Here is a 25,535-nt window from a genome sequence, read left to right as displayed (position 1 = left end):
TTACGGAACCGCGGCGATGATTTCTTGAATGCGTGCCGCGGCCGAATTGGATCGCGGCTGCCAAAGATCGCGATCAATCGCTTCTTGCAACCTTTGTGCAATTTCAATCAATGCGGGCGCGTTATGCTTGTTGATGAAATCTCGGACGGTGTCGTCCTCCAAAAATGCGTTCTCGACTAGATCGAAATGGTGATTGCGAACGGCACCAGTCGTTGCCGCGAAGGCGAATAGATAATCCACGGTCGCGGCCATCTCAAAAGCGCCTTTGTAGCCGTGCCGCATGACCCCGTTGATCCATTTAGGATTCACTACTCGGGACCGCACAACGCGACCGATTTCATCTTCGAGCGTACGAATGACAGGACGTTCGGGGCGGGAATGGTCGTTGTGGTAGATCGGACGATCCTGGCCTTGCAACGTGCTGATGGCAGCAGCGGCCCCGCCTTCGAATTGGTAATAATCGTCACTATCGAGGATATCGTGTTCGCGGTTGTCTTGGTTTTGCACGACGGCTTCGGTCTGGGTCAGGCGTTGTTCAAATGCAGCCCGCTTTTCTGCGCCATCATTGCCAGCGCCATAGGCGTATGACCCCCAAGTCAGGTAGGCCTCGCCAAGGTCTGATTTGTCGGCCCAAAGGCGTTCGTCGATCATGGCTTGCAGGCCCGCACCATATGCGCCCGGTTTTGATCCGAAGACACGGGCGGTGTCTTCGCCCTTTTGGGCGCGTGCGGCGGCGGGGTTGAGATCAGCCGGCTCATCAAGCTCTTGGACGGCTTTGGCGGCGGAATCGACGAGCGCGATCAGTTGCGGGAACGCATCGCGGAAGAAACCAGAAATCCGCAGGGTCACGTCGACGCGTGGGCGGCCAAGCACGCCTTGCGGAAGGATTTCGAAGCCTGTGACGCGACGGTTGGCGCTGTCCCATTTCGGTTTGACGCCCATGAGCGCAAGGGCTTGGGCGATGTCGTCGCCGCCTGTGCGCATGTTGGCGGTGCCCCAAGCGGTCAGAAGCATGGTGCGCGGCCAGTCGCCGTGGTCTTGCAGATGTTTTTCAATGAGTAGGTTTGCCGATTTCCACCCGAGCGCCCAAGCCGTCGGTGTGGGCACGGCCCGGCTATCGACGCTGTAGAAATTGCGCCCTGTAGGAAGCGTATCAAGCCGCCCGCGGGTGGGTGCGCCGGACGGGCCCGGTGTGACGAAGTGCCCTGCAAGGGCGGTGAGGAGCGCCGCCGACTCTGCCGGGCCGCATTGCGTGACTTTGGGCGTTATGTTCGCGGCAATTTCGTCGAGGACGGGTTGTGACGCTCGCGGGATTACGCCCACATCACCCCACCCCCCGTCCCGCAGGAGGTGCTGAGACAGAATTTCAAGGCGTTCGACCGTATCCCCGTTTGTCCGCCATGTGTCAGTTGTAAGCCGCTCAAGCAGTTCAGGTTTTTCAAGTGCGGGTGCCGCCAGATCGCAATCAAGCGGATCAATTGTTAGGTCGAGGTCTGACGCGATCGCCCGAAGTAGCGAAGCATTTCCATCTTTCCCTTCACCGCGCGGCACGCGTGCTAAGGCGATTGTCAGGTCACGCGCAAGATCAGCAGTCGGCGATTGTCCGAAGATATGCAGCCCGTCCCGAATTTGCGCTTCTTTCAATTCACATAGGTAGGCGTCAAGCTTTGCCAGATCGCCGTCTTGGTCGCCGGTGAAGGCTGCATCTTTGGACAATCCGCTGACATCTGAAAGCGATAGGATTTCGCGGCGCAGGTGGTCGATGCGACGTGGGTCAACGCCTGCAGCCTCATAGTATTCGTCGACCAGCGCTTCGAGATCGCGCAGTGGTCCATAGCTTTCCGCCCGCGTTAGCGGTGGCGTCAGGTGGTCAATGATGACCGCTGATGTCCGTCGTTTGGCTTGGGTTCCTTCGCCCGGATCGTTGACGATGAAGGGGTAGATATGGGGCGTTGGGCCAAAGACGGCTTCAGGCCAGCAGGTTTCCGAAAGCGCCACCGCTTTGCCCGGCAGCCATTCGAGGTTGCCGTGTTTGCCCATGTGAATAAGGGCGTCAGCGCCCCAGTGGTGCCGCAGGTAGAAGTAGAAGGCGAGGTAGTTGTGCGGCGGTACGAGGTCCGGAGAATGGTAGGTTTCGGTCGGGTCGATGTTGTAGCCCCGCGCCGGTTGCAGGGCCACGACGGCATTTCCGAAGTTATGGATGCTGAGCTTGAAACCCGCAGATTGCGCATCCGTCTTTCCGCTGATGAAGGGATCGGTATCGGGCGCCCCCCATCTGTCTGTGATCTGTTGTTTGATGTCCCATGGGAGCGCGTTGAAGTGCTTTTCATAGACATCAAGCGGCAGGTACGATCCGCCGTCGGTATCTGCCCGATCTGTGAGCCAGTTTGTCGGCCCTGCCATGATCTGATCCATCAGAGATTTGGCGTCACTTGGGGCGTCGACTTTGTACCCTGCGTCTTTCAAAAGCGTGAGCGCGTGGATTGTCGCGGCGGGTGTATCGAGGCCCACGCCATTTGCTAACCGTCCGTCTTTGTTCGGATAATTGGCAAGAATGAAGGCGGTCTTTTTGTCCTGCGCGGGCGTTTCCCGTAGCTGCGCCCAGTTTGCGGTAAGCTGTGTGACGAAATCAATTCTGTCGCCGCGGGCTTGGTAGGTGGCAATCGGGCATTCGGTGGCTTCGTCGAAGAAGGCTTCGCCCTTGAAGCTGACCGCGCGGGACAGCACGCGCCCGTCGACTTCGGGCAGAGCTACGTTCATCGCGATGTCGCGTGCGGACAGGCCTTGGGGGCTGTCTGTCCATGCGTCTTCGGAAGCGCTGGACAGGATGACCTGGAACACCGGTGCATTGTTTGCAGAGGCCATAATTAAAGGGTTTTGCGGGCTGTCGTCGCCATCGTGCGGCGACCCAACGGCGAAGGCTGTGCAGTTCAGGATCACCGAAGGTGGCGCGTCTTGAAAGATCTGGTCGAGCGTTGCCACGGACAGTGGATCCTTCAATGACGCCACGAAGATTGGCATCGGTTGAAGCCCCGCACGCAGCAGGGATTTCACCAGACGATTGATCGGATTAAGCCCGCCGCCCTGCACCAATGCGCGGTAAAAAATGATTGGCACAACGCGTGCACAAGGCGTGCACAATGCGTGCACCGCCGCGACCGACGAAATGCCAGTTCCAGGCCAGTAAACGCCTGCCCGTAAGAGTGGCGACGCGGCCTGCGGTTTGGTCCCGCCATCAATGATGGCCTGCGCATAGCTGAGGAAGTTCGTGCTGTTCTGCGGCCCGCCTTCGACCAAATAGGACCAGAGCGCGTCGTAGTCGTCGTTTGTGCATGTGCTGAGATCACGCAGTTCTTGGTCGGGCTTGTCGTCACCGGGTAGGGCCACGAAGGTGATACCCGCCTCGCGCAGGCGCGCGGCGTATTGCACAAGGCCGTATTTCCAATAACCCGCACCGCCCAGAACACGCGCGATCACGAGCCGCGATTTGGTTGCGCAATTGTCGAGGTGCAGGTCGACCGACATCGGATGCTGGAGGTGCATCATATTGGCGAGCCGCAGGGACGGTGGGCTGTCCATTTCGGCACGCGCCTCAGACAAGGCGGCCAGTTCTGTGTCCGCCGCAGAGATCACGATGACGTCCGCAGGGGTTTGCCCGAGGTCGACCGGTTCTTGCCCGTCGTCGATTGCACCGGGGGTGGCGGCTAGCAGGTGCATCTGGTTGAACCTCGTGTTAGGTGCGCCTCAAATGAGAGGTTTGGATCATGGATTATAAAGCTGCGGGTGCCCCTAAGAAGGGAAAAAACCAACCGCGTCATAGTGAACACAACGCACACGGGTCCGGCAAAAAGCCGTTTGGTGCGCGGGAAACGAAAGCGGAATTGCTGGCGCGGATGAAAGCCGCGGCTGAAGCGAAGAAAGCAAAGTGAGAATGGGGGCCAGCCCCCAAACCCCCGAGGTATTTTTGACCAAAAGAAGAGCCGCCGGGGCACGTCATGTCAGGGGTTTTTCCATGAAGATGGAAGAACCTGCTGCATTGTAGGGCGGGAATGCGTCGCAGCGTTTGAATCCGTGGGATTCGTAGAGTTTGTGGGCCGCGTGTAAGACGTCGCCGGTTTCCAGTTTCATCATTGTTGCACCCGCGTCCCGCGCTGTGTCTTCGAGTTGGCGCAGGATTGCGCCTGCCACGCCTTTGCCGCGTGCGTCTTCGGACACGAACATGGATTTGACTTCGGCGTAGTCTGGTTTGAGCGCGATTGCGCCTGTTCCCAGAACGGTGCCATTTTCGCGTGCCGTGTAGAATTTGATATCCGGTGACACGAGGTCGTTCACGTCGAGGTAGAAGTTATCTTCGGGCGGAAACAGGGATTCCATCAACGCATGGCTTGCTTTGAGTAGCGCTGTGGTTGCCGGTTCACGCGGGTCTGTTTCCGCCACTATGATCATGCTGTCAGGGCCTTTGTGATGGCTGCTTGGTCAAGTCCTGCTTCGCCGATGACAACCAGACGGGTTTCGCGTGGTGCGTCGCCGAAGGGTTGGTCGAAGTAGGTGTCTACGCGCGGGCCAACCGCCTGCAGCGTTTGCCGCATGGGTTTGCCTGTGACCGCGACGAAGCCTTTGAGACGCAGGATGTTGTACGCGCGGATTGTGTCGCTGACTTGGGTTGCGAAGGCTGCCGCATCAGCGATTTCGCCGCGTGTGACGATGAAGGATTCGAATTCGTCGTGGCCGTGTTCATGTTCGTGATCATGGTGATGATCGTCGTCGTGGTGGTCATCATCATGGTGGTGATGATGGTGATGGATTTCGTGGCGAGCTTCGAGGTCAGCCTCTGATCCGATGCCTTGGCCAAGCAGCACGTCGACGGGTAGGGCGCCCATGGCGGCCTTAACCACCTGTACGCCAGCGCGGCTGTCGGTTTTGAGTTTGGTGGTGAGCGTTGTGACCTCGTCGTCGGATAGCAGGTCTGCCTTGTTCACGACGATCATGTCGGCGCAGGCGATTTGGTCTTCGAACAATTCAGACAGCGGTGTTTCGTGGTCGAGGTTTTCGTCTTGCGCCCGTTGTGCGTCCACTGCCGCGATGTTGTGCGCGAATTGGCCGTCGGTGACAGCACGCCCGTCAACCACGGTAACGACGCCATCGACGGTGACTTTGGTGGAAATGCCCGGCCAGTTGAAAGCGCGGACAAGTGGTTGCGGCAGGGCGAGGCCGGAGGTTTCGATCACGATGTGGTCGGGTTTTGGGTCACGCGCCAGAAGCTGTTCCATCGTTGGGATGAAGTCGTCGGCCACGGTGCAGCAGATGCAGCCGTTGGACAGTTCAACGATATCGTCTTCGGTGCAAACCTCATCACCGCACCCTTTGAGAATGTCACCATCAACGCCGAGATCACCGAATTCGTTGATGATCAATGCGATCCGTTTGCCTTCTGCGTTTTGCAGCATGTGCCGGATGAGCGTGGTTTTACCGGCGCCAAGGAAGCCAGTGACGACGGTGGCGGGAATTTTAGCTGCCATGATGTATGTCCAATGTCTGGGTGGCTTGGTATGGGGTCATTATGACCAAGCGACTTGTGATTTGTAAAACCTGTGACGGACCCGGTGTGGCGCTAGCAGATGCGTTGCGTGGACGGGCGACAGGTTGGGAAGTTGTGATGCACGAATGCCTGTCGGCCTGTGCAGAGCCTGTGTCGATGGCCGTCCAAGCGGATGGGAAGGCCACGTATGTGTTTGCCGGACTGACCGACGCGGATGCGGACGATGCGGTGGCGTTTGCGCGGTTGTATGACGACACGTCGGATGGATGGGTGGCTGACGCCCGGCCTGCCGGACGGCTCCGGTTTTGTCTCAAGACGCGGGTGCCAGCACTGTAGGTCATGGGGCTGTGATCTCGACGGCCAGTGGTTGCCCGTTTTTGCCCCATTCCGCGTGATTGTCGGCGTTGAGCGTGACGCGGATCACTTGACCGGTCTCGATATGATCGATGTGGAACCAGTTGCTGTAGGTGCGCGCCAGTTTCACCCCGTCGATGTAGATGTGGGCGTGGCCCGTGCCTTGGGTCGGGTCCGTGTTGACCGTTTCTGGCGTGAAGGTGAAACCGTCCGCCATGATATGCAGGTTAGCCGCGTCGCCCATGTCGGGCATCAGCATGATGGACAGGTCGGGTGCTGTGCCTTCCCATTCCAGTAGGCCGGACATGTCGTGGCCCATATCGCCGTGACCAGCGTGGTCGTGTGATGACGGGCCCATGCCGCCAGCTACAAGGAAGCCGCCGCCAAAGCCGAAGGTGAGACCGATGATAAAGAGGAGGAGCAGACGCATCACGCTTCTCCTAGGTTTTTGGACCAGACAGCGCCTAACAGCAGGCCAAGCACCGCCCAGACGGCAAGGCCCGTGCCTATGGCCCGAGCTGCGAATTCTGCGCCCAGTTCAGGTGGGGCCGGTCCGGTCAGCGTGTCGGGCATTGGTGCGCCGATGATATGCGGTGCAGCGAGCAGGATGATGGCAACGCCCCACATCGCCCAATTGCGCCCAAACGCGATGAACCACAGGCCAAGGCCCGTTGCCGCAACCGTGGCGAACCACCAGATTTGCCTCGCTTCGACATCAGCGGCGTTCATGCCGGGCAATTCAGGCGCAAGACCAAAGGCGGGTGCCATTTGTACGGTGATCCAGCCCGCGATGCCCCAGATCAGTCCTGTGCGTGCTGTGATGGGTTGACCGCGTTCTTCAGCGAAGACCATCAAGGCCAGCAGCATAAGCGCGTAGCCCACGTAGATCAGTGCAGAGAACATGATGCTGAGACCATCGCGCATAATGTCGATACCGCCCTCGTGTGCGACATGCGCGGCGGACGGATCAGAACCGAAATGGGTCAACGCACCGGTTTCAAACAATTCAGCGTGTAGCAGAATAGGCTGCACGAATGCGAATTGGAGCACGGCTGCGAACAGACCTGCCCCAAAGCCAGCGATCAATGCGCTGACGACAACTTTGCTAAACATGATGTGTGGTGTGTTTAGTGGCAGGGAAAGCCAGTTGCGTGACGCACGTCGTGTGCAGCGTCATGCAATGTGGATGCCTGTACGTGGCCAGCGACAGCGATGATGCCAAGGCCGATAAATGCGGCGGCAAACAACGACAATGTCGAGGATACGGATTTAGTTTGTGGAGCGGCGATTGCGCGTGCTTCGGTCTTCATGTCTTTTCTCCTTTGCCCGTCACACCCGACGGGGATGGGTTGTCGTCATGCAAGGCCGGTCTCCTGGCTTGCGGGTCGATGCGCTTTGTTGCCTTCCCGGTTTCCCAGTGGCGTCTTAACAAAGCACTCTCCGCATACAGTCGCGGGGGCGGCTGTGGTTTTGGGCCTCCGAATTGGGATCGGCCCTGTCCACATTCCCGTTTGATCCCCTGATGCTTTGCACCGTGCGGGGAACCATGCCTGTGTTTTGTGCGCTGTGCGGGGCGGCGGGTCAAGGATGAAACCGACGCGATTTGTCTGTGATGCGGCGTCAGCAGTGGCTGGGGCACGATTTATCCAGAAAAATCGGATGTCTCCGGCGGGCGGCGTCTTGAACAGGCGAAAGGTCGATTTGCGCAATATCTTGTGGATAAGTGGCTGGATTTGGCCATATGCGGGGTGGATTTGTTGACTTTGTCCGCTGTCGCGGGCGATGGTTTCGGACCGTTAGAATCACTGTAGGCCCTGTATCTGTGCGTTTTAGTAAGCTTCGCTTGAATGGCTTTAAAAGCTTTGTCGATCCGACCGATTTGATTATCGCGGATGGGCTGACTGGCGTTGTGGGCCCGAATGGATGCGGAAAATCTAACCTTCTTGAGGCTTTGCGCTGGGTTATGGGCGAGAATCGGGCCAAGGCGATGCGCGGTGGCGGGATGGAAGATGTGATTTTTGCGGGCACAGCGACCCGTCCTGCCCGTAACTTTGCCGAAGTGTCGTTGCAGATTGATAACTTTGACAGGCTCGCGCCCGCTGCGTTCAACGATTCGGATAATCTGGAAGTTGTGCGCCGGATCACACGCGATGCGGGGTCTGCGTATAAGGTCAGCACGAAAGATGTCCGCGCGCGTGATGTGCAGATGTTGTTCGCGGATGCATCAACAGGTGCGCATTCGCCTGCCTTGGTCCGTCAGGGTCAGATTTCAGAGCTGATCAATGCGAAGCCCAAAGCCCGCCGTCGGATTTTGGAAGAAGCCGCCGGGATTTCGGGGCTGTATCAGCGGCGTCACGAGGCGGAACTGAAGCTGAAGGGCGCAGAGACAAACCTCGTGCGCGTTGATGATGTGGTTGAGCAGTTGGCGTCACAACTGTCGCAGCTTGCCCGTCAGGCGCGCCAAGCTGCCCGTTATCGCGAAATTGGCGATGCGTTGCGTCAGGCCGAAGGCATGTTGCTTTATCGGCGTTGGCGCGAGGCCGACGAAGGCTTGATCGCTGCTGCTGGTCAGTTGCGTGAGCGTACGGTTGCTGCGGCGGCTGCGGAAAAAGAGGCGTTACAGGCCACGACTGCACGCCAATTGGCGGAAGAAGCGTTGCCTGCGTTACGCGAAGAAGAAGCGATTGCTGCAGCGGTTTTGCAGCGGTTGATGGTGCAGCGCGATACCTTGTCCGAGCAGGAAAGCCGCGCGGTCGAAACGATTGCGACGCTCGAATCCCGTATCGAACAGCTGACCAAGGATATGGAACGCGAAGGCGGGTTGAACCGCGATGCGGGCGACACCATTGAGCGGCTGGAATGGGAAGCGGCAGAGATTGCGAAGGCCGGTGTTGGCCATGAGGATGCGCTTGAGGAAGCGAATGACGGTGCCCGCGAAGGGGCCGCAAAGCTGCAAGAGCGTGAAGATGATCTGCAAACGTTGACCGAAGATGTGGCGCGGCTTGCTGCCCGTCACCAGTCCGCGAAACGTCTGTTGGACGATAGCCGCACGACACTGGAAAAGAACGAAACGGAAGCCGCCCGCGCGAAAGAAGCGATGGAAGCGGCAACGCAGGCCTTGGAAAAGGCCGAGGCGGATTTCGAGATGGCCGAAGCTGCGGAAGAGCAGGCGGTAATGACGGCTGCGAATGCAGATGAAACGCTGGTGGAAACCGAAGCCGCCCGTGCTGAATGCCAGACGATGGAAAGCGATGCGCGGTCCCAACGGTCAGAGGCTGAAGGCGAGGCAAATGCGCTGCGGGCCGAGGTTAATGCGCTGGCGAAATTGGTTGAACGGGATACGGCTGAGGGTGGGCAGGTGCTTGATCTGCTGACGGTGCAGTCGGGGTATGAAAAGGCGCTTGGTGCGGCTTTGGCCGATGATCTGCGGGCCCCTGCGATTTCGCCTGATGCCGCATCGGGTTGGGCTAATTTGCCTGCGTATTTGTCGGTGCAGGCTTTGCCGGATTCTGTGAAGCCGTTGACCGAATTCGTTGATGTGCCTGAGGTGCTGGAACGGCGGATGTCGCAGGTCGGGCTGGTGAAGCAGGAAGAAGGCGCGCAGTTGCAGGCGGTTTTGAAACCGGGGCAGCGGCTGGTGTCTGTTGAGGGTGATGTTTGGCGCTGGGACGGTTTCCGTGCCGCGTCAGAGGATGCCCCGTCTGCGGCTGCATTGCGGTTGCAGCAGTTGAACCGGTTGGTCGAATTGAAACGGGATCTGGAAGAGGTTGCGGCGAAGGCCACGGGTGCCGCACAGGCCCATGAGATTTTGACGCGTCGTTTGGCGGATTTGACGGCTGCGGATCAAACGGCGCGGACGGCGCGGCGTGATGCGGATCGTTTGGTGGCCGAGGCGAACAGGGCGGCGTCGCGTGCTGAGGCGGATCGCGATCTCGCGAGCGGGAAGTTGGAAGCGTCCAACCTTGCGATGAAGCGCTATGTCGAAGAGGCGATGATCGCGCGTAAGGCGCTGACCGAGGCGGAAGCCGCGGCGACGGGTCTTGAGGATCTGGATGAGGCGCGCGGACGCGTTGAAGATATTAAGATGACCGTGGAAGCCGCAAGGATCATGATGATGACCCGCCGGTCCGCCTATGATGAATTGCGCCGCGAGGGTGATGCGCGGTTGAAGCGGTCGCAGGAAATCACGAAGGAAGTGTCCGGCTGGAAATACCGGCTTGAAACGGCGAATAAACGGACGTCGGAACTGGCGGATCGCAGGGCTGCGTCCGAGGCAGAATTGGCTGAGGCGGCTGCGGCACCGGAAGAGATTGCAGAAAAACGTGCCGAATTGGCGGATGCCGTGGATGAGGCTGAAGGGCGGCGTGCGGCGGCGTCTGATGTGTTGGTCACGGCTGAGACGGCGTTGCGCAATGCGGCGGTGGCCGAGCGGGATTCGGAACGCACGGCGTCAGAGGCGCGTGAGGCGCGGGCGCGGTCCGAGGCGCGATCAGATGCCGCTAAGGAAACCGTGGCTTATGCCGAAGAACGGATCATGGAAGCGCAAGAAATGTCGCCTGCTGAACTGCTGACGCGATTGGATGTTGACGTGGACAGCATGCCTGCCGTTGATGTGATCGAAGGTCAGGTGAACCAGTATAAGCGGCAACGTGATGCGCTGGGCGCCGTGAACCTGCGGGCCGAAGAAGACGCGAAGGAAGTGCAGGAAGAGCATGACCTTCTGGTGAACGAAAAAAGCGATCTAGAAGGCGCGATTGCAACGCTGCGCACGGGGATTGCATCGTTGAACAAAGAAGGTCGTGAACGGCTGCTGACAGCGTTTGAACAGGTGAACGAGAATTTTGGTTTGCTGTTTACGCACCTGTTTGGTGGCGGTGAAGCGCGGCTCGAGTTGGTGGAATCGGACGATCCATTGGATGCGGGGCTAGAGATTCTGTGCCAGCCACCCGGTAAGAAGCTGTCCACGTTGTCGCTGTTGTCGGGTGGGGAACAGACCCTGACTGCGATGGCACTGATCTTTGCGGTGTTCCTCGCGAACCCTGCGCCGATCTGTGTTCTTGATGAGGTGGATGCGCCGTTGGATGATGCCAACGTGAACCGGTTCTGTGATATGCTGGACGAGATGACACGCCGCACAGATACGCGGTTCTTGATCATCACCCACCACGCGGTGACGATGTCGCGCATGGATCGGCTGTTCGGTGTGACGATGGGCGAACAGGGTGTGTCGCAGCTTGTGTCCGTAGACCTGAAGAAGGCCGAGGCGATGGTTGCCTAAACGGCTGGGAGACGCGCGTGCAAGCACGACGCCCCTCCCGCCGTCCCGTTATGTTGGTGCGTGACCTGGCATACGTTGTTTCCACAAAGCGCGTGCTTCTTCTGGTGCAAGGCGTTCGACCTTCATCTTTTCCGCGCGTTCGGCTTTGTGTTTGTCAAAACGATCAATGTAGACGAGCGTGGCGCCTGCGCTGAGCAGGCTGATCGTCCAGAGCCAAAAGATGAGGCCCATGATCAGAACAGCTCCGATTTCCCAGTTCCATTGGAGCGGGATTTGGTCATCCGCCATCAAGTCGATGATCGTCAGAATTCCGGCTAGGCGGTCACCTTGCCCGATGAGACCAGCGAACCATTCTGCGGCGGGTACGCTGATTTCTGACAAAGCGTAGCCTAATAGCACGAGGGCGAGTAGCGGAACGAAACCCGCCCCGAAACCCGCAAACGGCGTATGTGGATTGCCGCTTGGGTCGCGGCCAATGGCGACGGATGCGAGCGGCACAAGCAGTGCTGCATAGAATGCAGTGAAGATAACCCAACCAATGACCACGAATTTAACCAAGAGCGGGATGTCGGAAAGCACGTATCTGGCAATGTATTCGGGTGACGCGTTTTCAAACAACACGCGGATGTCGGTCACAGACATGGATATGCTGCGCATGTAGAAAAAGGCCAGTGCGAGGGAAATCAGCGCGGTCATGAGACCAACAAGAAGGCCGTAACCGCTTGCCGGAATAATCAGGCTCCAGAAGTTTCCGGCGGGTTTGTGTCCGCGTGTCGTTAACCCCAGTCGCATGCCGATCAGCATTGGGAACGAATAGATCGCAGCAAGCAATGTCACGAAAAGCGCACCGACAGCAAATGCGCCAGCTTCGCTGCTGCCCGACCGGAAGAATAATTGAAAGGCCACGATGATCGCGAGAAACGAAAGCCCCGCCAGTCCGCACACCATGATCGGGAAAACGATGATGTATTGCCACAGGATGTTGAACGAAAACGGAATTGCGCGGAGTGCTATCATTGGATTTGCTCGAATACTCGTTAGGAATAATTGTCCTAAAAGGGTGACCGAGCCCTGTGTCAGGATTTTGACCACAGCGTGGAGTTGTTGTGTGGGGCTTTGACTATCGCGCTAGCTTGGCAGCCGTGCCCGCAACACCCGCAGCATGTTTTCACCCATGACTTTGCGAATTTGCGTTTCGGGAGTCCCGATGTCGACAAGCGCCTGCGTGATGGCCGCCAGTTCAGATGTGTCGAACGATGTTGTGACCGACCCGTCGAAATCTGACCCGAGGCTGACGTGGTTTTCGCCAACCAGATCAATCGCTGTCTGAATGCTGCGTGCGATGCCCGCTGGACTGTCATCACAGACGGCCGTGCGCCAATAACCAATTGCGATGACACCGCCTCTGGCTGCGATATCTTGCATCAGTGCGTCGTCGTAGTTCCGTTCGCTCGGGCAGGCCCCAAAAATGCCAGTGTGGCTGACTACGATGGGCATGTCCGTGATCGCAAGCACATCGCGTGCGACCTGAGGCGACGAATGGGCCAGATCAAGGATCAGGTTGCGTTGTTCGACTTGCGTCACAACTTCGCGGCCAAAATCGGTGAGCCCTGCGTTGTTTTCGCCATGCAGCGATCCGCCGAGTGCGTTGTCGAAGAAATGTTGCAGCGCGATCATGCGGTGGCCCGCGTCGGTGAGTTTTTCGAGGTTGGCGATATCACCTTCGAGCGGATGCGCGCCTTCGATGCCCAGAAGCCCGCCGACCACGTTTTGGCCTGCAGCCCGATCCGCGAGGAGCTGTTCGAGGTCGGATTGCGTTTCGATGACCCGCAACTGTTCGCTCTTGTCCGCGAAGTGGTGCAGTTTTTCGGCTTGGTACAGCGCTCGTTCCAATAGGCTGTTCCATGTGCGGGGCGGCCAGAGCTGTCCGATTGCCAACAATGTGATGTTGTCTGTGGCGTCGGCCGAATTTTCATGGATGTTTTGGCCCGCCGGACTTTTCGTGACAGCCGTGAACATCTGGATGGCGACATTACCTTCTAGCAGACGCGGGATGTCGACGTGTCCGATGTCGCTGCGTTTGAGCAGATTGCGATCCCAAAGCAGCGCGTCTGCGTGCCAATCGCCGATGATCAGACTGTCGTGAAGCGCCTGTGCCTGATCGCTGATCTGGTAGGGCGCGTGTGGTCGCAGGGCATTGCGTTCGGCGGCGACATAAGACGGCGCGAAATAGAAGAACGCAGCAATTGCGATAAGAACGAGAACAGCGAATGCTTTGAAAAACCGTTTCATAGTGCGTTCAAAAGTCCGGTGGTTGGCCATGCGTCCGCAGGTAGGCCCAGCCGTTGTTGTTCCACTTGGATCGCATCGCGGGTTTTCGCGCCGAGGATGCCGTCGATGCCGCCCACGTCATGCCCGCGAGCCGCAAGTTTGCTTTGGAGCGCTTGCATTTGATCGCCCGACAGGCCCGCTGTCGGGTTGCCTGCATCGTAGACCGGACCACCTGCGAGCCGTGTCGCGAAATAGGCGGCGGTGGTGACGTAAACGAAGCTTTGGTTCCATTCGAAATAGACGTCGAAGTTGTCGTAGGCGAAGAACGCTGGCCCGTTGCGCCCCATTGGCAGAACGACGCGGGCCGTCAGGTTCGTGGGGGCGGTTCCGTCGCGGGACGACACGCCAAGTGCGTTCCATTCGGCAACGGTTTTGGGGTGTTTCAGACCGGTTTGTGCCCAATCCAAGGTGTCTGGCACGCGGATTTCTTGCAACCAAGGTTGGTTAGGTTTCCATCCTAAACCTGACAACACATTTGCGCCGGACATCAGCGCATCGGCGGCTGATCCTTTCAGATCAATTTTGCCGTCCCCGTCGCCGTCCAATCCGCTTTCGATGATATCGCCGGGCAGCATTTGGACTTGGCCAATTTCGCCTGCCCATGCGCCTGTTGTTGTGTCGGGGTTAAAATTGCCGCGTTCGTTCAATTCAATCGCTGCGATTAACTGCGGGCGGAACAGTTCGGGGCGGCGGCAATCATGCGCCAACGTCACAAGCGCGTTGCGTGTGTTAAAATCGCCTTGGAAGCTGCCGTAGTCGGTTTCAAAGGCCCAAAAGGCCAGAATGACTTCGCGGGGGATGCCGAATTGCGCTTCGATCCGGTCAAAGGTGGCAGCGTTGCGTCGTGCAGCCGCAACGCCATTGTCGATCCGGTTTTGGCTGATCAAAGCACGGGAAAACGCGATGAAATCTTTTTGAAACACGCCTTGGGACCGATCCGCGTTCAGCACGCGTTGATCAATTTGCGCGCCGTTCAGCACGCGATCAGCGGCGGTGGGGGACAAACCGTTCGCGACGGCTTCGGCTTTGACGCCTGCGAGAAACGCGGGAAGCGGTCCACCGCAGGTTTGCGCCACAGCAGGGCTTGCGAGCATGGAAAGGGCGAAAGCGAGGCGGCGCATGGCGGTTCCTGTCAGTTAGGTTTTGCGAAAGGTAACAGCCGTGCCACTGCGCGCAACGGTTGTGATTAGATGATGGCGACAAACAGCGCGATGACGAGCGTCATCCACCACGCCGCCCACAACGTTTGCGTAATTTGGGCGATGTCGTCGGGGCCGAGGGTGTGCTTGCCCGCCTCGTTGACATAGGGGAATAGCGTTAGTTTGCCGTCGTAACTGCGTGGGCCGGCCAGTGCGACGTTTTGCTTGTAGGCCATCGCGGCCTCTGGCCAACCTGCGTTGGGGGACCTGTGCAGGTTTGCGTCGTCGGCGATTTTGGCAAATGGTGTTTGGCGATCTGTCGCCCAGATCAGCAGTGCTGTCAGGCGGGCAGGCACCCAGTTCAGCAGATCGTCGAAACGCGCCGCTGCCCAGCCGAATTGAAGGTGGCGCGGTGTTTTGTACCCGATCATGCTGTCGGCGGTATTGGTGATCTTATAGACCAGCAAGGCCGGAAGGCCGCCAATTGCGAACCAGAAGATCGGGGCGATGACGCCGTCGCTGAAATTCTCGGACCCGCTTTCGATCGCGCTGCGGGTGACGTCTGATGTGGTCATGTCACGCGTGTCGCGGCTGACGATCATCGCCACGGCACGGCGCCCTTGTTGTAGAGACATGCGCAGGCCAGTGCCGACGGCGGCCACGTGTTCGACAAGGGATCGCTGTGCGATCAGCATCGCCCCAAGAATAACGTCCGCCCAAATGCCCGGAATGGCGGCGATGATCATGCCAAGTATCAGCGCGGCAATCGCCAAGGCCGCGAAACTGATCGCGCCTTTGGTTTTGCGGTTTGTGCCTGTGTTGTATGTCGTGTCGATATGGCCGACGGCCTTTCCCATGATGACAGCAGGGTGTGGGACGCGCGACCACAGCCATTTGGGTTCGCCAAAGATCCCATCAAGGATCATCGCGAAAAGAACGGTCAAAAGGCACCTTCAAGCTGGTCCCACTGATCAGGTGCAGGCAATCCAAGGCGGAGCCATGTGTTATCGTATGGAAATGTCCGCGACCAGATTTTGGATTGCGCAAGCTGGGCTTGGGCGGCTTTTGCATCATCGACTTCGTACAGGCGGAACAGGCTTGTGCCACCAAGAGTGATCGCGCCTTTGCTTTCCAGTAGGGCGTCCAAGCGGTTTGCATCTGCGGACAGGCGGGCGCGGGTTTCATCCGCCCATTGGGGATCGGCTAACGCCTCTGCCCCGATTTGCAAGGCTGGGCCGGACACCTGCCATGGGCCTAAGGCTTCTTTTAGGGCGGTGATGATCGCCGGATCGCCAATGGCGAAACCAAGACGCAGCCCCGCGAGCCCCCAGAATTTGCCAAAGCTTTTCAGGATGACCGTGCCGGGTTTGGCGGCTTCTGCGATGAGGGATTGATCGGGAATCACGTCAGCAAAGCTTTCGTCGATGATCCGCAGGTCGCCCGTGATGTCTGACGCCTGCCATATCCGCCCGTCTGGGTTATTTGGATTCACGGCGACGGTCGCATTTGCTCCGTCCGGATCAGCAAACCAGTTCGCGGATTGAAACGCGGCCGCATGTTCATTGTACGTCGGGCCAGGAATATTGACGCGGCCAGCAGTTGTCAGGCGCGGCAGTTGCGCAATGACCGATGATGCGCCTGCCGTTGCGAGACAGGCTGCCCCTTTGGGAACGGACCAATAGGCGCGGGCGCGCGCTGTGATCAGGTCAAATGCGCCGCTGTCAGGCAGGGCTGTCCATGCGTCGGGCGACAGCGTCGGGATCGGGTAGGGCACAGGATTTATACCCGTGGATAGGTCCAGCCATTGCGCGCGCGTGCCGCCGTACTGGGCAATTGCCGCATCCAGCCCGCCGCCGTGGTCGCGTTTTGCAGGGGCATCAATCATTCTGTGGTGTCGTCAGTTGGGATCGGCTGGTGGCGCGTGACGAAGTGCCCTTTGATCGCTTGCGGCCATGTGCGGTAGGGCACTTGGCCTGTTTCGGATGCCGCGTGTGATGTCGCGTAGGTCACAATACCCTCGGCAGCGTCCTGTTCCGGTGTGAAGTCGCCCAAGGTGTAGGCCAGTTTCCCGTGAGCTTGGATCGACACGTTGCAGCCGTGTTTGCAGCCCATCAGGCAGGACACACGTCGTGTTTTGATGTCTGGCACGCCTGCAGCGGCGGCTTCAACAAGGCTGGCGAGCTGTTCTCCGTCGGTGATTGTGTCTTCGCCTTCGGTCCATTCCGGACGCTTACAGGTGTCGCAAACCGTGATCCAAGTTGTCATTCTTGACGTGCCTCATACAATTTTGATGCGTTTCAAGCTGATTTTGGCCGGTTCGGCAAGCGAATTGGCGGGATCGTGCCTGTTTTGAACGCAGGCTGATTGGCAGTTAACCATTCCTTAGGATTTTAGGCACAGAAAGCTTGAGCAGCCGTTAATGATTGTAGTGGTAACCGTTCGATTCCTCGAACCAAAGTTTAGTGAGAAGGTGCCATGCGTGTATTGATCGTACAAAGTAAGACCGAATTGGGGGCCTTGTGGGCCCGCCACTTGGAACGATTGCAGGCTACTGTGACGGTCGTCGAAACGGGTGACGACGCGCTTGTTCTTCTCCAAAAGCAGACCTTCGACGTGATCGTGCTTGATCTGGTCCTGCGCGAAGGCAGTGCGCTGACCGTCGCGGACTTTGCTAATTTTAATCAACCACGCGCAAATGTCGTTTTTGTGACAGATACGACCTTCTTTTCGGATGGATCGATTTTTTCGCACAGCGCCAACGCCCGCGCCTTTGTTGAAACAGGAACGCCGCCAAGTGACTTGGCGGCGATCGTTCATCATTATGGCAATTCCGCTAGCCGGGACGCCCGCGCAGCAAGCGCCTTTTGATCACCCGCGCCCGTGCGGCGCATCAAAATCAATCACAGGATTGGTCGGGATGATCCGGTTCGGGTTAATCGTTTCGTGACTGTAGTGATAGTGACGCACGATGTGATCCATGTTCACCGTCTCTTTCACGCCCGGCCATTGATATAGTTCGCGTGTGAACCCCCAGATATTCGGGTAATCAATGATCCGTTTGCGGTTACATTTGAAGTGCTGGTGATAAACCATGTCGAACCGGATCAGGGTCGTCCAAAGCCGCCAATCTGCTTCGGTGATCGTGTCGCCGGTCAGGTAGCGGTTTTCGGCCAAAATGCCTTCGATCCAGTCAAGGCTATCGAACAACGGACCAACGGCGGCATCATAAGCGTCTTGCGTGGTCGCGAAGCCGGATTTGTAGACGCCGTTGTTCACAGTGTCATAGATTCGCGTGTTGATTTCTTCGATCGTGTCGCGCTGGGCCTCTGGCCAGAAATCGGCGGTGTTACCGGTGATGTCGTTAAACGCGCTGTTGAACATCCGAATGATTTCGGACGATTCGTTAGACACGATTGTGTTCTGCTTTTTGTCCCACAGGATCGGCACCGTCACACGGCCCGAAATTTGCGGGTCAGCTTTCAGGTAAATGTCGCGGGCAAACGGCAGGCCGAATAGTTTGTCGCCTGTCGCCCCGTTGCCATCCACCTCGAATGTCCATCCTTCCGACAGCATTTCGGGATGCACAACAGACACGTCGATGTGTTCGGTAAGGTCTTTCAAGGCGCGAAACACCATTGTCCGGTGCGCCCATGGGCAAGCGTTTGAAATATAGAGATGATAGCGCCCGCTTTCGGCTTTGAAGCCTGCGTCGCCTGTTGGTCCCGCAGACCCGTCTGCGGTGATCCAATTGCGAAACTTTGCGGTGGACCGCACAAATGCCCCGCCGGATTTCTTTGTGTCGTACCAAACGTCATGCCATTCGCCGTCAACAAGTTGTCCCATTGGGGATGTCCTTTCAAAACTGTGTTGTGACTGATTTAGGCGAGGTCGGACTGCCGACAAACCCCTGTTCAAGCGCAGGTTCTGCGCATTGATGCACACATCTACGCGTCGCATTCGGCGCGCGACTGCCGTTTTGTCCCATTGCGGGTCATGCCGTTGGTCCATATACCACCCCAATAGACGAAGCCCGAAAGGGCCAGAGAGGTTGGTGATCCGTCCGGTTGACCCTAGAGGGGACCATGGATCACGTCGTCGGACCTCCCTCATGCGGTTGCGTGGGGTTTCTGGCGTATAGGGCAGAACTTGGAGGATCAGATGCGGATCATTTTGACACTTCTCTTGGCGGTTGCCGGATCATCGGCGCAGGCCCATCCGGGGCATTTGGCCGATTTGGCAGGTCACGACCATTGGGTTGCTGGGGCTGCGATTGGTCTGGCGATCCTGACCGGCATTTACGGGGCCCTAAAGGGCAAGAAAGAGACCGACGCAGAGGTCGAACCCGAATTGGAAGAAGAAGGGGAACCCGCGTGAAAACAGGTGTCATGATTTGCGGCCACGGGTCGCGCAGCCAATCTGCGGTCGATGAATTTGCGACCTTGGCGGATAAACTGCCTGCGTTGTTGCCCGACGATTGGATGACCGACTACGGCTATCTGGAATTCGCAAACCCTGTGATCCGCGATGGTTTGGACAAGTTGCGCGAAGCAGGTTGCGACCGCGTGCTGGCCGTGCCGGGCATGTTGTTCGCGGCGATGCATGCAAAGAATGACATTCCGACTGTTTTGAATACCTACGCGGCGAAGCACGGCATCACCGTGTCTTATGGCCGTGAATTGGGTGTTGATCCCAAGATGATCGCGGCTGCCGCTGGTCGTATTCGCGAAGCAGTTGATCAAGCGAATGCCGATCTGGGTGAATTGCCGTTGGAAGAGACCTGTTTGGTCGTGATTGGCCGTGGTGCGTCTGACCCTGATGCGAATGGCAATGTGGCCAAGATCGCCCGCATGGTCGCCGAAGGCATGGGGTTTGGCTGGCACGAGGTTGGTTTTTCCGGTGTGACCTTCCCGCTGGTCGAGCCGTGTTTGCAGCATGTGACGCGGCTTGGATACAAGCGTGTGATTGTGTTTCCGTATTTCCTATTCTCGGGCATTTTGATCGACCGGATTTATGGGTTTACGGATCAGGTTGCCGTCGAATATCCCGACATTGATTTTGTGAAGGCCGGTTATCTTGGGGATCATCCGCAGGTGCTGGCGACGTTTGCAGAGCGGATCATCGAGCAGGTTGGTGACAACCCGCCGCCGAATTGCGGGACATGCCAGTATCGGACGCAGGTGCTTGAGATCGGCGGCGGTGACGTGCGCAAGATTACGCCTGAACAGCGCGAACAATTGTCGGGTGGCGATCATCCCGCTTTTGCTGCCGTGCCGCCGCCCACCTGCGTGCTGTGCAAGTACCGCACGGGCGTCGTTGGGTTTGAAGGCGAAGTGGGGGCCGTTCAAGAAAGCCACCACCACCATGTTGAGGGCCAAGGGGCAAATGCGCCGGGGTCGAATGTCGCGGATTGTGCGTTGTGTGATACGTTCTGTACGGGGATGTGCCGACTGGTTGAGGCGGACCACCACCACCATCATCATCACGACCATGGGCATAGCCACGATCATCATCACCATGATCACGACCATCACCACCACGCAGAATACCCCCATGCGAAACATCCGCACGGGCCGGAAAGCGCGCGGAAATCGAAATCCTGATCAGAAGGCCAGACAGTGCGACCGTATGAAAAAGATCCAAGTGCTATTTATGCGGCCAGCTTTGCGACCGTGCGGCGCGAGGCAAAGCTGGATCGCTTTGCCCCTGCGATGCAGCCCGTTGTCACGCGGTTGATCCATAGCTGCGGCATGGTCGAGATTGCGGATCGCCTAGCGTTTTCGCCTGATGCCGCCGTTCGGGGGCATGACGCATTGCGGGCAGGTAAACCTGTGTTGTGTGACTGCGAAATGGTTGGTGCGGGGATTATTCGTCGTTATTTGCCTGCGGATAACGATGTGATTGTGACGTTGAATGATCCGTCTGTACCTGATCGTGCGAAGGATATCGGGAATACGCGTTCTGCTGCCGCGGTTGAACTGTGGGCTGATCATCTGGACGGGGCTGTTGTGGCGATTGGCAACGCGCCGACTGCGCTGTTCCATCTGCTTGAGTTGATTGATGCGGGTGCGCCGAAACCTGCTGTGATCCTCGGGTTTCCTGTAGGGTTTATTGGCGCTGCTGAAAGCAAGGCAGAGCTTGCCGCTGATCCGCGTGGTTGTGATTTCATTGCGCTGCGTGGACGAAAGGGTGGATCGGCGATGGCCTCCGCCGCTGTCAATGCGCTGGCTGCTGGTCTTCCGGAGGACAAAGTATGACGACAACGCCTTGGTTGCATGTTGTGGGGATTGGCGAAGACGGACTTGATGGTCTTGTGCCGGCGACCCGTGCTGTTGTGGAAGCGGCTGAAGTGATCCTTGGCGGCGAGCGGCATCATGCGCTGGCCGAGGCGGTGCAGGCCGAACGGATCGCGTGGCCGACGCCCTTTGATGCGATGATCGAGACGATTGAGGGTCTGCGGGGCAAGCGTGCTGTCATCCTCGTTACCGGCGATCCACTGTGGTTTTCTGTGGGGGCGCGTATTGGGCGCGCGATTGATCCGGCGGAGATCGTGTATCATCCGCAATTGTCTGCCTTCCAGCTGGCGTCTGCCCGTATGGGATGGTCGTTACCGGATGTTGAGACGTTGACCGTGCATGGTCGTCCTGTGGAGCAAATGATTGCCTTCATCCAGCCGGATGCACGGTTGTTGGTGCTGACGACGGGGGCGCAAACGCCCGCGCAGATCGCGGCGTTCCTGACGGAACGTGGGTTTGGACAATCGAAGCTGACAGTCTTGGCTGCGATGGGCGGTAAGGATGAGTTGCGCTTTGATGGTGTGGCGGAAAGCTGGGATCACGAGGTGCCAGCGTTTAACACGCTCGCTGTTGAATGTATCGCGGCCCCTGATGCGGCTTTACTGCCGCGTGTGCCGGGATTGGCGGATAGTTTGTTTCAGTCCGATGGGACGATGACGAAACAGGAAATTCGTGCAGCGACTGTTGCTAAGCTGATGCCGATGCGCGGGGCGCTGTTGTGGGATATCGGCTGCGGCTGCGGGTCCGTTGCGATCGAATGGATGCGGGCGGCGCGGTATGCGCGTGCTGTCGGGATTGAACCGCGTGCTGATCGGCGGGCGATGGCGGGAGCGAATGCGCTGGCGCTGGGCACCCCGAAGTTGGAATTGGTGGACGGGTCCGTGCCTGCCGCGTTGGACGGGCTTGCGGCACCTGATGCGATTTTTATTGGTGGCGGGTTGAGCCGTGAAACGTTTGACGCTGCTTGGGCGGCTTTGCGTCCTTTGGGGCGTCTGGTGGCGAATGCTGTGACCTTGGAGAGCGAGGCGGAGTTGATCGCGCTGCACCGTGATTTTGGCGGTGATCTGGTGAAGCTGATGGTGCACCGTGCCGAACCTGTGGGTCGGTTGACGGGGTGGCGTCCGGGGATGCCTGTGACCCAGTTGAGTTTGGTGAAACGATGACTGGAGACGCGCGTGCGAGCACGACGCCCCTCCCGCCATCCCGTGGAACCTTGTATGGTGTTGGCTTGGGGCCAGGTGCGCCGGATTTGATGACGTTGCGCGCAGCCCGCTTGATTGAGGGAGCGGATGTTGTCGCTTATCCGACGTTGGCAGGGGGCGAGAGTTTTGCACGGTCGATTGCGGTGGATTTGATCAAGCCGGATGCCGTTGAGATCGTGATGGATGTTCCGATGTCTGTGGAACGCCAGCCTGCTCAAGATGCTTATGACGCGGGCGCTGCTGCGATTGCGGAGGCGCTGGAGGCGGGCCGGGATGTGGTTTGCCTGTGCGAAGGGGACCCGTTTTTCTACGGGTCGTTCATGTATATTTTCGCGCGTCTTGCTGACCGGTTTGACGTGCAGGTTGTGCCGGGGGTGACCTCTGTCACGGCCTGTGCCGCGTCTGCGCGGATGCCGTTGGCTGCGCGAAATGAACGGCTGACTGTGTTGCCCGGGCCGCTGCCCGAGGACGAGCTGCGTGACCGGATTGCGGGCGCTGAGAGCGTTGTGATTATGAAGGTCGGCCGTCATTTGGCGAAGATCCGTGGTGTGATTGACGCGCTGGGTCTGATGGATGGTGCCGTCTACGTTGAACGTGCGACTTTGCCTGCGCAGGTCGTGCTGTCGCTGGCGGATGCCCCTGAAAAGGCACCGTACTTTTCGATGATATTACTGACTAAAGGGGCCGATCCATGGCTGTGAAACCTGTTGTTTTGGCGCTTTCCCGTTCGGGAGAGGCTGTGGCCCATCGCGTGGCGAAAGTTTTGGATGCGCAGGTGCATGGCCGCGAAGGTCGTGTGGATCAGGCGGATGCGTTTTTTGCACATGCGTTGGATCATACGCGAGAATTGTTCGCGGCTGGGGTTCCGATTGTGGGCGTCTGTGCGTCGGGGATTTTGATCCGCGGTGTTGCGCCGCTGTTGGCCGACAAGACGACTGAGCCGCCGGTGATTTCGGTGTCTGATGATGGGGCCGTTGTGGTGCCGTTGTTGGGTGGTCATCGCGGCGCGAACCGCTTGGCGGCTGAGATTTCTGACGCGCTGGGCGCTGTCGCTGCTGTGACGACGGCGGGTGATGTGGCGATGGGCGTGGCGTTGGATAGTCCGCCTGCGGGTTGGCGTTTGGTGAACCCTGATGACGCAAAGGACGCGATGGCGGGGATGTTGTCGGCGGGAGGTGCTTTGCTGGCTGAGGATGCGTCGGTGCGTGCTGACTGGTTGGATGCGGCGCCGTTTGCCGAGGATGGCACGCGGTTGTCCTGCACGTCGGCTGCTTTGCCGGATTTGGGCGGCGATCATTTGCAGTTTGCGCCGCAGGTTTTGACGTTGGGTGTTGGTTGTGCACGGAATTGTCCGCCAGAAGAGCTGTCTGCATTGGTGCAGTCGGTTTTGGATGAAGCAGGGTTAGCGCCTGAGGCGATCCATTCGGTGAATACGATCACGTTGAAAGGCGATGAGCCTGCGATTATTGATCTCGCCGCATCGCTTGGTGCGCCGATGCGGTTGTTTGAGGCGGATGTATTGGATGCTGAGACCCCGCGTCTTGCGAATCCATCTGATGTGGTTTTCGCCGAAGTGGGTACGCATGGTGTGTCTGAGGCTGCGGCCTTGGCGCAAGGTGGCGCGGACGCCGTGCTGACCCATCCGAAGCGCAAGACGGCGAATGCGACCTGCGCGATTGCGATGGCACCTGCCCCCTTGGTTGATCTGAAGGGAAGGTCGCGTGGGCGGTTGTCGATTGTGGGTATTGGACCGGGGCAGGCGTCGTGGCGCACTCCTGAGGTGTCGCGATTGGTGTCTGAGGCTGAGGAATTGGTCGGATACGGGCTTTATATTGATTTGCTGGGGCCGTTGGCTGTGGGCAAGGAACGGTCTGATTTTCCGCTGGGTGGTGAAGAAGATCGCTGCCGGTTTGCGCTTGAACAGGCTGCAAAGGGCAAGAACGTGGCGCTGGTATGTTCGGGTGATGCTGGCATTTATGCGATGGGCGCGTTGGTGTTTGAATTGCTGGATCGGTCGGTGGATCAGATGGGTGTTTCTGATGCAGCGCACCGTGTCGAGGTTGTCTGTTCGCCGGGGGTTTCTGCGTTGCAGGGGGCTGCTGCGCGGGCTGGTGCCCCGTTGGGACATGATTTCTGTGCGATTTCGTTGAGCGATTTGCTGACCCCACGCGAGGATATTGTGAAGCGGTTGAAAGCCGCGGCCGAGGGCGATTTTGTGATCGCGTTCTATAATCCGGTGTCGATGCGCAGACGTACGTTGTTGGCTGAAGCGCGTGATATTTTGCTCGAGCATCGCCCACCTGAGACGCCTGTCATGTTGGCGTCGTCGCTTGGGCGGCCTGAGGAGCATGTCCGGTATCGCCGCTTGGATGAGTTGGAAGTTGATGAGGTGGATATGTTGACCGTTGTGCTGGTTGGGTCGTCGCATTCGCGTCTGGCACAATTGGGGACGGGACCGCGCATGTTCACGCCGCGGGGGTATGCCCGCAAGATTGATGGGGATTTGGCGTAGAGTCGCGCGTCCTTTGGACGACGCCCCTCCCGCCATCCCGTATGGAGTTTTGAGATGACTGTTTATTTTATTGGCGCAGGTCCGGGCGATCCGGAATTGCTGACGTTGAAAGCTGCGCGCGTGATCGGGGCCTGTCCTGTGTGTCTTTATGCGGGGTCGTTGGTGCCGGCAGAGGTCGTCGCCTGTGCGCCGGAAGGTGCGCGTGTTTTGGACACCGCCCCGATGACGTTGGATGATACCCACGCGGAGATTTTGGCGGCACATGCGCGTGGTGAAGACGTTGCGCGTGTCCATTCGGGTGATCCGTCTTTGTACGGCGCGATTGCGGAACAGATCCGCCGATTGAAAGAAGCGGGAATCGATTATCAGATTATTCCAGGGGTTCCGGCCTATGCGGCGGCGGCGGCGGCGTTGGGTACTGAGCTGACTGTGCCAGAGGTTGCGCAGTCTATCGTCTTGACCCGTATGTCGATGAAATCGACAGGGATGCCCGAGGGTGAAACGCTAGAAAATTTCGCCCGTACGGGGGCAACATTAGCGATCCATTTGGGGATCAGGGCGCTGCGTGAAATCGAACGTCAGCTGATTCCTTATTACGGCGAAGACTGTCCTGTGATCGTGATTTACCGCGCCTCATGGCCGGATCAGTTGATAATTCGTGGCACCTTTGCCGATATTCGCGAAAAAGTACGGGCCGCAAAAATCACGCGTACTGCGTTGATTATGGTCGGTCCTGCGCTGTCGGATAACCACGGTTTCCCTGATTCTGCGTTGTATGATGCCGCGAAACCCCATGTCTTGCGCCCAAAGGTAAAAGAAAAATCTTGAACAATTTGGCAGGTTTACGCTGCGGCGCGGCGGACGTCGTCACTTGATATTTACAATTA

General features: G+C 58.4%; 24 protein-coding genes and 1 riboswitch. Of the genes, 11 read left to right on the top strand and 13 right to left on the bottom strand.

The genetic code is table 11. The annotated features are described in order from the left end of the window. Entirely contained in the window at positions 1-3,717 is a 3,717-nt protein-coding gene (cobN, locus tag AC0L7R_RS16585) for a cobaltochelatase subunit CobN (RefSeq protein ID WP_473657953.1), read from the bottom strand. A gap of 47 nt (positions 3,718-3,764) precedes the next feature. On the opposite strand from cobN, the gene AC0L7R_RS16580 reads away from it, so the two are divergent. Then, a complete protein-coding gene (locus AC0L7R_RS16580; protein ID WP_348107267.1) occupies positions 3,765-3,929 on the top strand; it encodes a hypothetical protein in 165 nt (54 codons plus the stop codon). A 64-nt stretch (positions 3,930-3,993) separates the two neighbouring features. On the opposite strand, the gene AC0L7R_RS16575 is transcribed toward AC0L7R_RS16580, so the two are convergent. Together AC0L7R_RS16575 and cobW are read right to left on the bottom strand one after the other, a co-directional pair. Further along, entirely contained in the window at positions 3,994-4,446 is a 453-nt protein-coding gene (locus tag AC0L7R_RS16575; RefSeq protein WP_473657952.1) for a GNAT family N-acetyltransferase, read from the bottom strand. Next, positions 4,443-5,519, bottom strand: a complete 1,077-nt coding sequence (gene cobW / locus AC0L7R_RS16570) for a cobalamin biosynthesis protein CobW (protein WP_473657950.1) — start codon at positions 5,517-5,519, stop codon at positions 4,443-4,445. Before cobW ends, AC0L7R_RS16575 begins: the two co-directional genes overlap by 4 nt. A gap of 41 nt (positions 5,520-5,560) precedes the next feature. Here cobW and AC0L7R_RS16565 point away from each other — a divergent pair, with 41 nt between their 5' ends. Further along, positions 5,561-5,875, top strand: a complete 315-nt coding sequence (locus AC0L7R_RS16565) for a DUF1636 family protein (protein WP_473657949.1) — start codon at positions 5,561-5,563, stop codon at positions 5,873-5,875. Between the two features lies 1 nt (position 5,876). On the opposite strand, the gene AC0L7R_RS16560 is transcribed toward AC0L7R_RS16565, so the two are convergent. Genes AC0L7R_RS16560 through AC0L7R_RS16550 form a run of 3 tightly spaced genes read right to left on the bottom strand, consistent with a single transcriptional unit; the run spans position 5,877 to position 7,203 of the window. Next, a complete protein-coding gene (locus AC0L7R_RS16560) occupies positions 5,877-6,323 on the bottom strand; it encodes a hypothetical protein (protein ID WP_473657948.1) in 447 nt (148 codons plus the stop codon). After that, positions 6,323-7,006 carry a CbtA family protein gene (locus AC0L7R_RS16555; RefSeq protein WP_473657947.1) on the bottom strand — a complete coding sequence of 228 codons (684 nt, stop codon included), beginning with the start codon at positions 7,004-7,006 and terminating at the stop codon, positions 6,323-6,325. The genes AC0L7R_RS16560 and AC0L7R_RS16555 overlap by 1 nt, the downstream gene beginning before the upstream one ends. Positions 7,007-7,020: 14 nt before the next feature. Further along, a complete protein-coding gene (locus AC0L7R_RS16550) occupies positions 7,021-7,203 on the bottom strand; it encodes a CbtB domain-containing protein (protein WP_247128491.1) in 183 nt (60 codons plus the stop codon). A gap of 36 nt (positions 7,204-7,239) precedes the next feature. Next, positions 7,240-7,457: riboswitch (cobalamin riboswitch) on the bottom strand. 258 nt (positions 7,458-7,715) lie between these two features. On the opposite strand from AC0L7R_RS16550, the gene smc reads away from it, so the two are divergent. Next, positions 7,716-11,171: a chromosome segregation protein SMC gene (gene smc, locus AC0L7R_RS16545; protein WP_473657945.1), complete on the top strand. Its 3,456-nt coding sequence runs from the start codon at positions 7,716-7,718 to the stop codon at positions 11,169-11,171. A gap of 48 nt (positions 11,172-11,219) precedes the next feature. Here smc and AC0L7R_RS16540 read toward each other — a convergent pair whose 3' ends face one another. The 6 genes from AC0L7R_RS16540 to AC0L7R_RS16515 form a co-directional block, all read right to left on the bottom strand. Beyond that, positions 11,220-12,188 (bottom strand): hypothetical protein, encoded by a 969-nt coding sequence (locus AC0L7R_RS16540; RefSeq protein ID WP_473657944.1) that lies wholly within the window; start codon positions 12,186-12,188, stop codon positions 11,220-11,222. A 111-nt stretch (positions 12,189-12,299) separates the two neighbouring features. Then, positions 12,300-13,463 carry a membrane dipeptidase gene (locus tag AC0L7R_RS16535; RefSeq protein WP_473657943.1) on the bottom strand — a complete coding sequence of 388 codons (1,164 nt, stop codon included), beginning with the start codon at positions 13,461-13,463 and terminating at the stop codon, positions 12,300-12,302. Continuing rightward, on the bottom strand, positions 13,460-14,623 hold the full coding sequence (locus tag AC0L7R_RS16530; RefSeq protein ID WP_473657942.1) for a lytic murein transglycosylase: 1,164 nt from the start codon (positions 14,621-14,623) through the stop codon (positions 13,460-13,462). Before AC0L7R_RS16530 ends, AC0L7R_RS16535 begins: the two co-directional genes overlap by 4 nt. A gap of 65 nt (positions 14,624-14,688) precedes the next feature. Further along, positions 14,689-15,585, bottom strand: coding sequence for an adenosylcobinamide-phosphate synthase CbiB (gene cbiB, locus AC0L7R_RS16525; protein WP_473657941.1), 897 nt, complete (start codon positions 15,583-15,585; stop codon positions 14,689-14,691). After that, on the bottom strand, positions 15,582-16,526 hold the full coding sequence (locus tag AC0L7R_RS16520; protein ID WP_473657939.1) for an aminotransferase class I/II-fold pyridoxal phosphate-dependent enzyme: 945 nt from the start codon (positions 16,524-16,526) through the stop codon (positions 15,582-15,584). The genes cbiB and AC0L7R_RS16520 overlap by 4 nt, the downstream gene beginning before the upstream one ends. Next, positions 16,523-16,906 carry a DUF1636 family protein gene (locus AC0L7R_RS16515; protein WP_473657937.1) on the bottom strand — a complete coding sequence of 128 codons (384 nt, stop codon included), beginning with the start codon at positions 16,904-16,906 and terminating at the stop codon, positions 16,523-16,525. Before AC0L7R_RS16515 ends, AC0L7R_RS16520 begins: the two co-directional genes overlap by 4 nt. Positions 16,907-17,116: 210 nt before the next feature. Between AC0L7R_RS16515 and AC0L7R_RS16510 the strand changes: the two genes are divergently transcribed. Beyond that, positions 17,117-17,509, top strand: coding sequence for a response regulator (locus AC0L7R_RS16510; RefSeq protein ID WP_247128483.1), 393 nt, complete (start codon positions 17,117-17,119; stop codon positions 17,507-17,509). Here AC0L7R_RS16510 and AC0L7R_RS16505 read toward each other — a convergent pair whose 3' ends face one another. After that, complete coding sequence (locus tag AC0L7R_RS16505; RefSeq protein ID WP_473657935.1) at positions 17,510-18,484, bottom strand: glutathione S-transferase C-terminal domain-containing protein; 975 nt, start codon at positions 18,482-18,484, stop codon at positions 17,510-17,512. A 315-nt stretch (positions 18,485-18,799) separates the two neighbouring features. Here AC0L7R_RS16505 and AC0L7R_RS16500 point away from each other — a divergent pair, with 315 nt between their 5' ends. Genes AC0L7R_RS16500 through cobM form a run of 7 tightly spaced genes read left to right on the top strand, consistent with a single transcriptional unit; the run spans position 18,800 to position 25,476 of the window. Next, complete coding sequence (locus AC0L7R_RS16500; protein WP_473657934.1) at positions 18,800-19,015, top strand: DUF6732 family protein; 216 nt, start codon at positions 18,800-18,802, stop codon at positions 19,013-19,015. After that, positions 19,012-20,241 (top strand): CbiX/SirB N-terminal domain-containing protein, encoded by a 1,230-nt coding sequence (locus AC0L7R_RS16495; RefSeq protein ID WP_473657932.1) that lies wholly within the window; start codon positions 19,012-19,014, stop codon positions 20,239-20,241. The genes AC0L7R_RS16500 and AC0L7R_RS16495 overlap by 4 nt, the downstream gene beginning before the upstream one ends. A gap of 15 nt (positions 20,242-20,256) precedes the next feature. Beyond that, positions 20,257-20,895 (top strand): precorrin-8X methylmutase, encoded by a 639-nt coding sequence (locus AC0L7R_RS16490; RefSeq protein WP_473657931.1) that lies wholly within the window; start codon positions 20,257-20,259, stop codon positions 20,893-20,895. Beyond that, the gene (gene cbiE / locus AC0L7R_RS16485) at positions 20,892-22,097 is read left to right on the top strand and encodes a precorrin-6y C5,15-methyltransferase (decarboxylating) subunit CbiE (protein WP_473657930.1); all 1,206 of its coding nucleotides are present in this window, start codon (positions 20,892-20,894) and stop codon (positions 22,095-22,097) included. The genes AC0L7R_RS16490 and cbiE overlap by 4 nt, the downstream gene beginning before the upstream one ends. Then, positions 22,094-22,837: a precorrin-2 C(20)-methyltransferase gene (cobI, locus tag AC0L7R_RS16480; RefSeq protein ID WP_473657929.1), complete on the top strand. Its 744-nt coding sequence runs from the start codon at positions 22,094-22,096 to the stop codon at positions 22,835-22,837. Before cbiE ends, cobI begins: the two co-directional genes overlap by 4 nt. Further along, a complete protein-coding gene (cobJ, locus tag AC0L7R_RS16475; RefSeq protein ID WP_473657928.1) occupies positions 22,828-24,648 on the top strand; it encodes a precorrin-3B C(17)-methyltransferase in 1,821 nt (606 codons plus the stop codon). The genes cobI and cobJ overlap by 10 nt, the downstream gene beginning before the upstream one ends. Positions 24,649-24,702: 54 nt before the next feature. After that, positions 24,703-25,476 (top strand): precorrin-4 C(11)-methyltransferase, encoded by a 774-nt coding sequence (cobM, locus tag AC0L7R_RS16470; RefSeq protein ID WP_473657927.1) that lies wholly within the window; start codon positions 24,703-24,705, stop codon positions 25,474-25,476. Positions 25,477-25,535: the final 59 nt, after the last annotated feature.

The sequence above is a fragment of the Yoonia sp. D2-7 genome (genome assembly GCF_055809435.1).
Note: the sequence above shows the minus strand (reverse complement) of the source record. Positions and strands in the feature narration are given on the sequence as shown.

Excerpts from the sequence above, each read along its gene's own strand:
- AC0L7R_RS16555 (WP_473657947.1), bottom strand. The coding sequence starts at position 7,006 with ATGTTTAGCAAAGTTGTCGTCAGCGCATTGATCGCTGGCTTTGGGGCA.
- AC0L7R_RS16565 (WP_473657949.1), top strand. The coding sequence starts at position 5,561 with ATGACCAAGCGACTTGTGATTTGTAAAACCTGTGACGGACCCGGTGTG.
- AC0L7R_RS16575 (WP_473657952.1), bottom strand. The coding sequence starts at position 4,446 with ATGATCATAGTGGCGGAAACAGACCCGCGTGAACCGGCAACCACAGCG.
- AC0L7R_RS16560 (WP_473657948.1), bottom strand. The coding sequence starts at position 6,323 with ATGCGTCTGCTCCTCCTCTTTATCATCGGTCTCACCTTCGGCTTTGGC.
- AC0L7R_RS16505 (WP_473657935.1), bottom strand. The coding sequence starts at position 18,484 with ATGGGACAACTTGTTGACGGCGAATGGCATGACGTTTGGTACGACACA.
- AC0L7R_RS16500 (WP_473657934.1), top strand. The coding sequence starts at position 18,800 with ATGCGGATCATTTTGACACTTCTCTTGGCGGTTGCCGGATCATCGGCG.
- AC0L7R_RS16540 (WP_473657944.1), bottom strand. The coding sequence starts at position 12,188 with ATGATAGCACTCCGCGCAATTCCGTTTTCGTTCAACATCCTGTGGCAA.
- AC0L7R_RS16510 (WP_247128483.1), top strand. The coding sequence starts at position 17,117 with ATGCGTGTATTGATCGTACAAAGTAAGACCGAATTGGGGGCCTTGTGG.
- cobJ (WP_473657928.1), top strand. The coding sequence starts at position 22,828 with ATGGCTGTGAAACCTGTTGTTTTGGCGCTTTCCCGTTCGGGAGAGGCT.
- AC0L7R_RS16520 (WP_473657939.1), bottom strand. The coding sequence starts at position 16,526 with ATGATTGATGCCCCTGCAAAACGCGACCACGGCGGCGGGCTGGATGCG.
- AC0L7R_RS16550 (WP_247128491.1), bottom strand. The coding sequence starts at position 7,203 with ATGAAGACCGAAGCACGCGCAATCGCCGCTCCACAAACTAAATCCGTA.
- AC0L7R_RS16580 (WP_348107267.1), top strand. The coding sequence starts at position 3,765 with ATGGATTATAAAGCTGCGGGTGCCCCTAAGAAGGGAAAAAACCAACCG.
- cobI (WP_473657929.1), top strand. The coding sequence starts at position 22,094 with ATGACTGGAGACGCGCGTGCGAGCACGACGCCCCTCCCGCCATCCCGT.
- AC0L7R_RS16535 (WP_473657943.1), bottom strand. The coding sequence starts at position 13,463 with ATGAAACGGTTTTTCAAAGCATTCGCTGTTCTCGTTCTTATCGCAATT.
- AC0L7R_RS16515 (WP_473657937.1), bottom strand. The coding sequence starts at position 16,906 with ATGACAACTTGGATCACGGTTTGCGACACCTGTAAGCGTCCGGAATGG.
- cbiE (WP_473657930.1), top strand. The coding sequence starts at position 20,892 with ATGACGACAACGCCTTGGTTGCATGTTGTGGGGATTGGCGAAGACGGA.
- cobN (WP_473657953.1), bottom strand. The coding sequence starts at position 3,717 with ATGCACCTGCTAGCCGCCACCCCCGGTGCAATCGACGACGGGCAAGAA.
- AC0L7R_RS16530 (WP_473657942.1), bottom strand. The coding sequence starts at position 14,623 with ATGCGCCGCCTCGCTTTCGCCCTTTCCATGCTCGCAAGCCCTGCTGTG.
- cobM (WP_473657927.1), top strand. The coding sequence starts at position 24,703 with ATGACTGTTTATTTTATTGGCGCAGGTCCGGGCGATCCGGAATTGCTG.
- cobW (WP_473657950.1), bottom strand. The coding sequence starts at position 5,519 with ATGGCAGCTAAAATTCCCGCCACCGTCGTCACTGGCTTCCTTGGCGCC.